Below are 7,686 nucleotides of genomic sequence, written 5' to 3'. Positions count from 1 at the left end.
GGGACCGGTGCCCCGGTCCTGCCCGGCGTCGGCACCGGCGCCGGTGGCGCGCGGGGAGGGGGAGAGCGTGGTCATGGCGGCGTGATCAGCCCTTGATCTCGTTCCAGGCCTGGACCCACTTCGCGTACGGGACGCAGCGCGCGTCCGTGCGCCCGTCGAGGCACTGCTCGATCGGCGTGGTCCAGAAGTGCACCCGCTTCCAGTAGCCCTCGTCGGTGGCGTGGAAGGTGGCGCAGTGGTTCTTGTCGGCGGTCTCGGCGCACGACTTCGCGTTGGCCGGCGCCTCGCCGAAGTACTCGGCGACCTGGGCGTTGGTCTTCGGCGAGACGATCCAGTCGAGCCACTTGTAGGCGCAGGTGGGGTGCTTGGCCTTGGCCGAGACCATCCAGGTGTCGGACCAGCCGGTCGAGCCCTCCTTCGGCAGGACCGCCTCGATCTTCGCGCCCTCGGCCTCGGCGAGGTTGGCGATGACCTGCCAGCTGGTGCCGACGACCGAGTCGCCGCTCTTGAAGGCGGAGATCTCCTTGAGGTAGTCGCTCCAGTACTCGCCGATGTGCGCGTTCTGCTCCTTGAGCAGGGCGACCGAGGCGTCGAACTGCTTCTGGTCCAGCGCGTACGGGTTCTGGATGCCCAGCTCCGGCTCGGTCGCCTTGAGGTACAGGGCGGCGTCCGCGAGGTAGATGGGGGAGTCGTAGGCGGTGACCTTCCCGCTGTGCGCGGAGGCCTTGTCGAAGACGGCGGACCAGGAGTCGGGGGCGGGCTTCACCTTCTCGGTGTCGTACATGAGGAGGTTGGCGCCGCGGCCGTGCGGGATGCCGTAGGCGACGCCCTTGACGGAGTTCCAGTCCTTGTTCCTGAGCCCGGCGAAGACGTCGGCGTAGTTCGGGACCAGCGCGGTGTTCACGGGAGCGGCGTCGCCGGAGGCGATGAGCCGCAGCGATGCGTCGCCGGACGCGGAGACGGCGTCGTACGCGCCGGTCTTCATCAGCGCGACCATCTCGTCGGAGGTCGCGGCGGTCTTGGTGTTCACCTGGCAGCCGGTCTGCTTCTCGAAGGCGGTGACCCAGTCGACCTTCGGGTCGTTGGAGCCGTCCTCGACGTACCCCGCCCAGGCGATGAGGTTGACCTCGCCCTCGGCCTTGCCGAGCGCGGTGGGCGCCTTCAGGTCGGGCGGGTTGAGGCCGCCGGACTTGCCGGAGCCGGCCGGGTCCGCCGATCCGCAGGCGGTGACGAGGAGCAGTCCCGAGACGGCGGCTGCGGTCAGGAGGGAGCGGTGCGGGCGCACGTGGTTCTCCGTTGCGTGAGGGGACGGGGGCCTGAGGGAACGGGGGCCTGTGAGGGGACATGGGCCTGCGGCGGCACGGACCGGAGGCGGCACGGGCCTGCGGGGACGCGGGCCTGCGGGGACGTGGGTCTGAGGGGACGGGGCCGCTTGCGCGGGTGTGCCGGAGGGGCGGGGGCGGGGCGTTACGGCGTCTCGGGGACGGACACGGCGTGTTGCGGGTGCCAGTGGAGGCCGACACGGGCCCCGCGGAAGCCCGCGAGGTCCGCGGAGGACGTCTCCAGGTTCTGCTGGACGGCGGTGAGCCGGCCGCCCGCGTCGAGGTCGACCAGGAAGCGGGTCGAGTCGCCGAGGTAGACGACCTCCGCGACCGTGCCGGCGGCGGTGGCGACACCGGAGTCGGCGGGGGCCGCGGGGTCGGTGACGATCCGGATCTTCTCCGGCCGGATGCTGTACGTGCCCGGTGCCCCGACCAGCCGCCGGGCGGTGTCGCCGCTCAGCAGGTTGGAGGTGCCGACGAATCCGGCGACGAACGGGCTTCCGGGGCGTTCGTAGATCTCGGCGGGCGTGCCGACCTGCTCGATCCGGCCCTGGTGGAAGACCGCGATCCGGTCGCTCATCGTCAGGGCCTCCTCCTGGTCGTGGGTGACGAACACGAAGGTGATGCCGACCTCGCGCTGGATCTCCTTGAGCTCGACCTGCATCCGCTCGCGGAGCTTGAGGTCGAGCGCGCCCAGCGGTTCGTCGAGGAGCAGCACCCGGGGGCGCCCGACGAGCGCGCGGGCCAGGGCGACCCGCTGGCGCTGGCCGCCGGACAGCTCGGCGGGCCGGCGGCGGCCGAGGCCCTCCAGGCCGACGCGGGCGAGGAAGGCGCGGGCCCGCACCAGGCGCTCGGCGCGGGGCACTCCGCGCACCTTGAGGCCGTAGGCGACGTTCTGCTCGACCGTCATGTGCGGGAAGAGCGCGTAGTCCTGGAAGACGGTGTGCACGTCGCGCTCGAAGGGCGCGAGCCGGGTGACGTCCCGGCCGGCCAGCTCGACGGTGCCCCCGCTGGGCGTCTCGAAGCCGGCGATCATCCGCAGCACGGTCGTCTTCCCGGATCCGGAGGGGCCGAGCATCGAGAAGAACTCGCCGTCGGCGATCTCCAGGTCCACGCCGGCCACGGCCTCGGTCCGGCCGTAGGTCTTGCGCAGTCCCGTCAGCCGGATCGCCATTCCCTCCATGGGCGGGAACCTTTCTGGTGCGGTGGAGCGTTGCTCGGGCGTGGGCGTAAACATATGAAGTCATAGTTCAAATCTCAAGACCCCTTTAAGGTAAAGGCTGAGTCAACGCTCAAGCTCGACGCGCGAGGTGGTTAACCGTGAGACCGAACGGCAGGCCGGACGGCGGGGACCGCGCGCCCGGAGCGGGCACCGCCCGCAGGGCCGCCTTCACCCCCGTCGACACCCGCGCGCGCGTGGACACCGTCGTCCGCCGCATCGCCGACGCCATCGAACTGGGCCTCCTCGCCGACGGCGAGCAACTGCCCGGCGAGACCGAGCTCGCCGGACAGCTCGGCGTCTCCACCGTCACCCTGCGCGAAGCCCTCATGGCCCTGCGGCAGCAGGGACTCGTCACCACCCGCCGCGGCCGCGGCGGCGGCAGCTTCGTCACCCTGCCCGACAGCCCTCCCGAAGAGCGGCTGCGCGCCCGGCTCGCCGACTGGTCCACCGAGGAGCTGCGCGACCTCGGCGACCACTGGGCGGCCGTCTCCGGCGCCGCCGCCCTGCTCGCGGCCCGCCGCACCCAGCCCGGCGACCTGCGCCCCCTCACCCGTACGGTCGAGGAGCTGACCGCCGCCACCGACCCGGCGACCCGCGGCAGGCTCTACGGCCGCTTCCACGTCGAACTCGCCGCCGCCGCGCAGTCCGCGCGCCTCACCCGCGAGGAGATCGCCCTCCAGACGGACCTGGGCGCCCTGCTCTGCCTCGTCCTCGACGACCCCGCACATCTGGCCGTTCTGTCGGATCGTCACCGCGCCGTGATCTCCGCCGTGCAGGATGAGGCCGACGAGCGGGCCAGAACGCTCGCCGAGACATGCGTACGGGAGTCGGTGGAGCGGCTGATCGCGCTGCGCCTGGCCGCCCCCGGCCGCGCAGCCGAGCCTCGGTCCGAGGAGGACACCCATGGCCAGGAGCACCGGGCTCGCGGGCCCCGCACGGGCCACCGCTGACACCATGCGGGCCGGTGCGGCGACATCGGACGGCGGACCCGCCGCCGAGGTCGTCCGCCGCGTCCGGGACACCCTCGAACAGGTCTTCGCGGCCGTCGCCGAGACCGGCGCCGAGACGAGCGCGCTGCTCGCGGACGTGACGGGGGCCGGCCGTGCGCCCGCCGCCGCCGACCTTGCGGCCCTGCGCCCCGGCCTGCGGGCCCGTCTCGACGCCCTCCCGCTGGTCTCCGGCGTGGGCTTCGTCGCCGCGCCCGGCCTCCTCGACGACGTCCCGGGCTGCCTCGAATGGTGGCAGCGCGGACCCGGCGGAACCGTACGCCCGCTCCTCCTCGACCTCGACCCGGAGCACTCCGCCTACTCCGACTACACCCACTGGGACTGGTACACCCTGCCCCGCGAGACCGGCCGGCGGGCCGTCGCCGGACCGTACGTCGACTACCTGTGCTCCGACGAGTACGGGCTGACGCTCTCCGCCCCCGTCCTCCACGCCGGCCGGTTCGTCGGCGTCGCCGCAGCCGACGTCTACCTGCGCCACTTCGAGGCGGCCGTGCTGCCCGTGCTCCAGCGCCTGCCCGTCCCGGCCCGCCTGGTCAACGCACGCGGCCGGGTCGCCGCGTCCACCGACCCGGCCCACCTCGCCGGGTCCCTCACCAGGGGTCCGGACTTCGCCGCCGTCCTCGCCGGCCCGCCGGCCGCCGCACACCACGCCGAAGGCCTGCGCCTGCTGCCCTGCGGCGGCGTGCCCCTGGTCCTGGTCACCGCCGCGCCCTGACACGCGCGCGTGCACCGGCCCTTCGGCCTTTCGGACGCCAGCCGCTTTCGGGCGTCAGTCGTTCACTGCTGTCAGTCGTTCGCTGCGGTCAGTGGCTCACGGCGGCAGTGGCTCACTGTGGTCAGTGGCTCACCTCGGTCAGTCGTTCACGGCGGTCAGGAGGACCACTGCGTCCTCCAGTGCGGTCAGGCCGTGGCGCTCCTTCGGGATCATCCGCAGCGAGCCCTCCGACATGGCCTCCGTCCATCCGGCGGCCGTCAGGTTCACCCGGCCCCGCAGCACCTGGAGGCTGGCCGCCGGGGGCGCGTTGTGCTCGTCGAGGGACGTGCCCGAGGTCAGGGCGATGACGGTCTGGCGGAGCACCCCGTCGTGCATCACGAGATGGGCGCTGCGTCCGTGCGGGGCCGTACGGGCCGCCGCGAGGTGCTCGTCGGCGAGCGCGGTGAGGTCAAGCATCATGTCTCTCCCTGCGGGGTTCTCTCCGGCGCGGCGTGCGGGTGGATACCCCCAGCCTCCCGTGTGCCGTCCGGGACGCAACTCGGGGCCGCCGGTCGCGCCGATCCGGCCACCACCACGAGCCCGGCGGCGACGCAGGCCCCCGCCGCGAGCAGCGCGGCCGACCAGCCGTGGACCGCGTACAGCCAGGAACCGGCCAGGGAGCCGAGCGCGCCGCCGCCGAAGGTGGCCAGCATGAAGACCGTGTTGACCCGCGCCGCCACCTCCTGCCCGATCGCGAAGATCCGCGCCTGGGCGGCCACCTGGGACGAGCTGACCCCGACCACCAGCAGATTCGCCCCGGCAGCCAGGGCCACGGGGGAGGACGGCGCGAGCACCGCGAGCCCGAGCCCGAGTCCCGCGCACACGAGGCCGCCCGCGTTCACCGCACCCGTCCCGTACCGGTCGGCCAGCGGACCCGCCGTCGCCGAGAGCAGCGCCGCGGGGAGCGTCAGCAGCCCGAACAGGCCGGCCACCCCCGGCCCGTACCCGAGGGGCGGGGCCGCCAGGTGGAAGGCGAGCACCGTCCAGAAGACGCTGAACGAGGCGAAGGCGCACGCCCCGAGCAGCGCCGAGACCCGCAGCTCCCGATGGGCGGCCAGGAGCCGGGGCAGGCCGGCCAGGAGCCCGGCGTACGACGTGCGCCCCCGCGACCCCAGCCGGTCGGGCAGTCGCCGCGGCAGCACGAACAGCAGGACCGCCGTCGCCGCGGCGGCGACGACGTACGCCGCCCGCCAGCTGCCGGTCGCGTCGGTCACGGCGCCCGAGACCGTTCGGGAGAGGGCCGAGCCGAGCGTCAGGCCGAGGCCCACCAGGCCCACGACCCGGCCCCGCCGCCCGGGGCCCGCCAGTACGGCCGCCACCGGGGTGAGGATCTGCGGCAGGACCGTCGTGGTGGAGAGCGCGAGCGTCGCGACGGCCAGGGTGACCACGTCGGGGGCCGCCGCGGCGACGAGCAGGGCCGCGCTGGTCAGGGCGAGCAGTACGGAGGTGAGGCGCCGCAGCCGCGCGGTGTCGGCCAGCGGGACGAGCAGCAGGATCCCGAGCGCGTACCCGACCTGGGCGGCCGGTGCGATGAGCCCCGCCGTCCGCTCCGAGACCTCGAGACCGCGCGCCACGGCCGCGAGCAGCGGCTGAGGGAAGTAGAGGTTGGCGACGGTGACGGCGCCCGCCAGTGCGAAGAGCGGCACGTTCACGGGCCGGACGGGTGCGGGTGCGGCGAGGGGGCTGGGTTCCACGGACTCTCTTCCGTACGGGGGAGGCGGACCCTTCCAGGCTCCCCGCCCGCACCCGGGCCGAACAAGATGCGATCATCGAAGCGGCGTTGAGCCACACTCAACGATCGGTGGAGGGGCGATGCTCGAACGGTACGAACTGGAGGCGTTCCTGACGCTCGCCGAAGAGCTCCACTTCGGCCGCACCGCCGAACGCCTCGGCGTCACCACCGGCCGCGTCAGCCAGACCGTCAAGAAGCTGGAGCGACGCGTCGGCACGCCCCTCTTCACCCGCACCAGCCGCAGCGTCCGCCTCACCCCGGTCGGCCGGACCCTGCACGAGGACCTCCTGCCCGCCTACCGGCAGCTGCGCTCCGCCCTCGAACGCGCCACCGCCGCGGGGCGCGGCCTCCACGGCAGGCTGCGCGCCGGCTTCGGGACCCCGTGGGGCGGCGAGCTGCTCACGGCCGCCGCCGACACCCTCCTCGCGCTCCACCCCGCCTGCGAGATCACCGTGCGGGAGGTCCAGCTGGACGAGGGCGTCCGCCCCCTCAAGGACGGCACGCTGGACGTCCAGTGCGTGGCCTTCCCCGTCCGCGAGCCGGACCTCACCACCGGCCCCGTCGTCACCACCGACGACCGCGTGCTGCTCCTGCCCGCCGCCCACCCGCTGGCCCGCCGCGCCTCCCTGACCCTTGAGGACCTCGCCGGCCTGGACCTGATCGCCCCCGAGGGCACCGCCCCGGACTACTGGACCGACCACCACTACCCCCGCAGCACCCCGTCCGGCGCACCCGTCGGCCGGGGCCCGGCGGCCGCCACCTGGCAGGAGGTCCTCTCCCACGTGTCGGCGGGCCGGGGAGCCACCCCCGGCGCCGCACGCGGCGCCGCCTACCATCCGCGCCCCGGCATCGCCTACGTCCCGCTGCGCGACGCCCCGCCCCTCGCGTACGGCCTGGCCTGGCCGACCGCCACCGCTGACTCCGACCTGCTCAGGGCCTTCGTGGCGGCGGTCGGCACGGCCGACCCGGCCTGAAACCGGTGGTGCGGGGGTGTCCGCGGCGACTAGGGTTGACGGCGACATCGCGTGTCGGTCACCGACTGGGTGAGGCATGGAGGTGTCGGGAGATGCCCTCGGAGGCATTCCTTGTCAGTCGATCTGAACCACACCATCGTCCACGCCCGGGACAACCGGGAGTCCGCGGAGTTCTTCGTGGACCTGCTGGGCCTCGAGATCACCTCGGAGTGGGGCCCGTTCATCGCGGTGGCCCTGAACAACGGCGTCACGCTGGACTTCGCCACCATCCCCGCGGACCGGATCACCCCGCAGCACTACGCGTTCCTGGTCTCCGAAGAGGAGTTCGACGCGGCGTACGCGAAGATCGGGCAGCGCGGCATCGAGCACTACGCCGACCCCCACCGGAAGCAGCCCGGCGCGATCAACTACAACGACGGCGGCCGGGGCGTCTACTTCATGGACCCGGCGGGCCACGCCATGGAGCTCATCACCGTGCCGTACGGCGGCTGGACCGCCTAGGCACCTCGCGTCGAGGGCCGCGCCCCAAGTGGGGTGCGGCCCTCACCCCTAGGGCCTGTCGTCACCTTCCCGTCTGCCCCGCGACGCCTGGCACGCGCTCTCGCCGCACCGGGCGAAAGCCCGAGTACGTCCAGTACGCGGACTTCCACCCGGCACGCAGAGAGCACGCACCAG

8 protein-coding genes are annotated in these 7,686 nt (G+C 73.7%); 4 read left to right on the top strand and 4 right to left on the bottom strand.

The features are described 5' to 3' along the window. Positions 1-85: 85 nt before the first annotated feature. On the bottom strand, positions 86-1,285 hold the full coding sequence (locus tag ACFCY7_RS38765) for an ABC transporter substrate-binding protein (RefSeq protein ID WP_376490786.1): 1,200 nt from the start codon (positions 1,283-1,285) through the stop codon (positions 86-88). A gap of 182 nt (positions 1,286-1,467) precedes the next feature. Beyond that, positions 1,468-2,505 carry an ABC transporter ATP-binding protein gene (locus ACFCY7_RS38760; RefSeq protein ID WP_376490785.1) on the bottom strand — a complete coding sequence of 346 codons (1,038 nt, stop codon included), beginning with the start codon at positions 2,503-2,505 and terminating at the stop codon, positions 1,468-1,470. Positions 2,506-2,642: 137 nt separating this feature from the next. Here ACFCY7_RS38760 and ACFCY7_RS38755 point away from each other — a divergent pair, with 137 nt between their 5' ends. Both ACFCY7_RS38755 and ACFCY7_RS38750 read left to right on the top strand, forming a co-directional pair. After that, positions 2,643-3,494: a FadR/GntR family transcriptional regulator gene (locus ACFCY7_RS38755; RefSeq protein WP_376490784.1), complete on the top strand. Its 852-nt coding sequence runs from the start codon at positions 2,643-2,645 to the stop codon at positions 3,492-3,494. Then, positions 3,448-4,266 (top strand): cache domain-containing protein, encoded by an 819-nt coding sequence (locus ACFCY7_RS38750; protein WP_376490783.1) that lies wholly within the window; start codon positions 3,448-3,450, stop codon positions 4,264-4,266. The genes ACFCY7_RS38755 and ACFCY7_RS38750 overlap by 47 nt, the downstream gene beginning before the upstream one ends. A gap of 138 nt (positions 4,267-4,404) precedes the next feature. Here the strand turns inward: ACFCY7_RS38750 and ACFCY7_RS38745 are convergent, their stop codons facing one another. Next, positions 4,405-4,722, bottom strand: a complete 318-nt coding sequence (locus ACFCY7_RS38745; RefSeq protein ID WP_367823933.1) for a cupin — start codon at positions 4,720-4,722, stop codon at positions 4,405-4,407. After that, positions 4,722-5,999, bottom strand: coding sequence for an MFS transporter (locus tag ACFCY7_RS38740; RefSeq protein ID WP_376490782.1), 1,278 nt, complete (start codon positions 5,997-5,999; stop codon positions 4,722-4,724). The genes ACFCY7_RS38745 and ACFCY7_RS38740 overlap by 1 nt, the downstream gene beginning before the upstream one ends. Positions 6,000-6,117: 118 nt before the next feature. Between ACFCY7_RS38740 and ACFCY7_RS38735 the strand changes: the two genes are divergently transcribed. After that, on the top strand, positions 6,118-7,011 hold the full coding sequence (locus tag ACFCY7_RS38735; protein WP_376490781.1) for a LysR family transcriptional regulator: 894 nt from the start codon (positions 6,118-6,120) through the stop codon (positions 7,009-7,011). 111 nt (positions 7,012-7,122) lie between these two features. Then, the gene (locus ACFCY7_RS38730; protein ID WP_376490780.1) at positions 7,123-7,512 is read left to right on the top strand and encodes a VOC family protein; all 390 of its coding nucleotides are present in this window, start codon (positions 7,123-7,125) and stop codon (positions 7,510-7,512) included. Positions 7,513-7,686: the final 174 nt, after the last annotated feature.

Origin of the sequence: Streptomyces sp. NPDC056361, from assembly GCF_042262805.1 — a bacterium.
Classification (GTDB): domain Bacteria; phylum Actinomycetota; class Actinomycetes; order Streptomycetales; family Streptomycetaceae; genus Streptomyces.
This window is presented reverse-complemented; position numbering and strand designations above follow the sequence as displayed.

Bases quoted from the DNA above. Each gene is read 5' to 3' on its own strand.
- ACFCY7_RS38735 (WP_376490781.1), top strand. From the start codon at position 6,118: ATGCTCGAACGGTACGAACTGGAGGCGTTCCTGACGCTCGCCGAAGAG.
- ACFCY7_RS38745 (WP_367823933.1), bottom strand. From the start codon at position 4,722: ATGCTTGACCTCACCGCGCTCGCCGACGAGCACCTCGCGGCGGCCCGT.
- ACFCY7_RS38760 (WP_376490785.1), bottom strand. From the start codon at position 2,505: ATGGAGGGAATGGCGATCCGGCTGACGGGACTGCGCAAGACCTACGGC.
- ACFCY7_RS38750 (WP_376490783.1), top strand. From the start codon at position 3,448: ATGGCCAGGAGCACCGGGCTCGCGGGCCCCGCACGGGCCACCGCTGAC.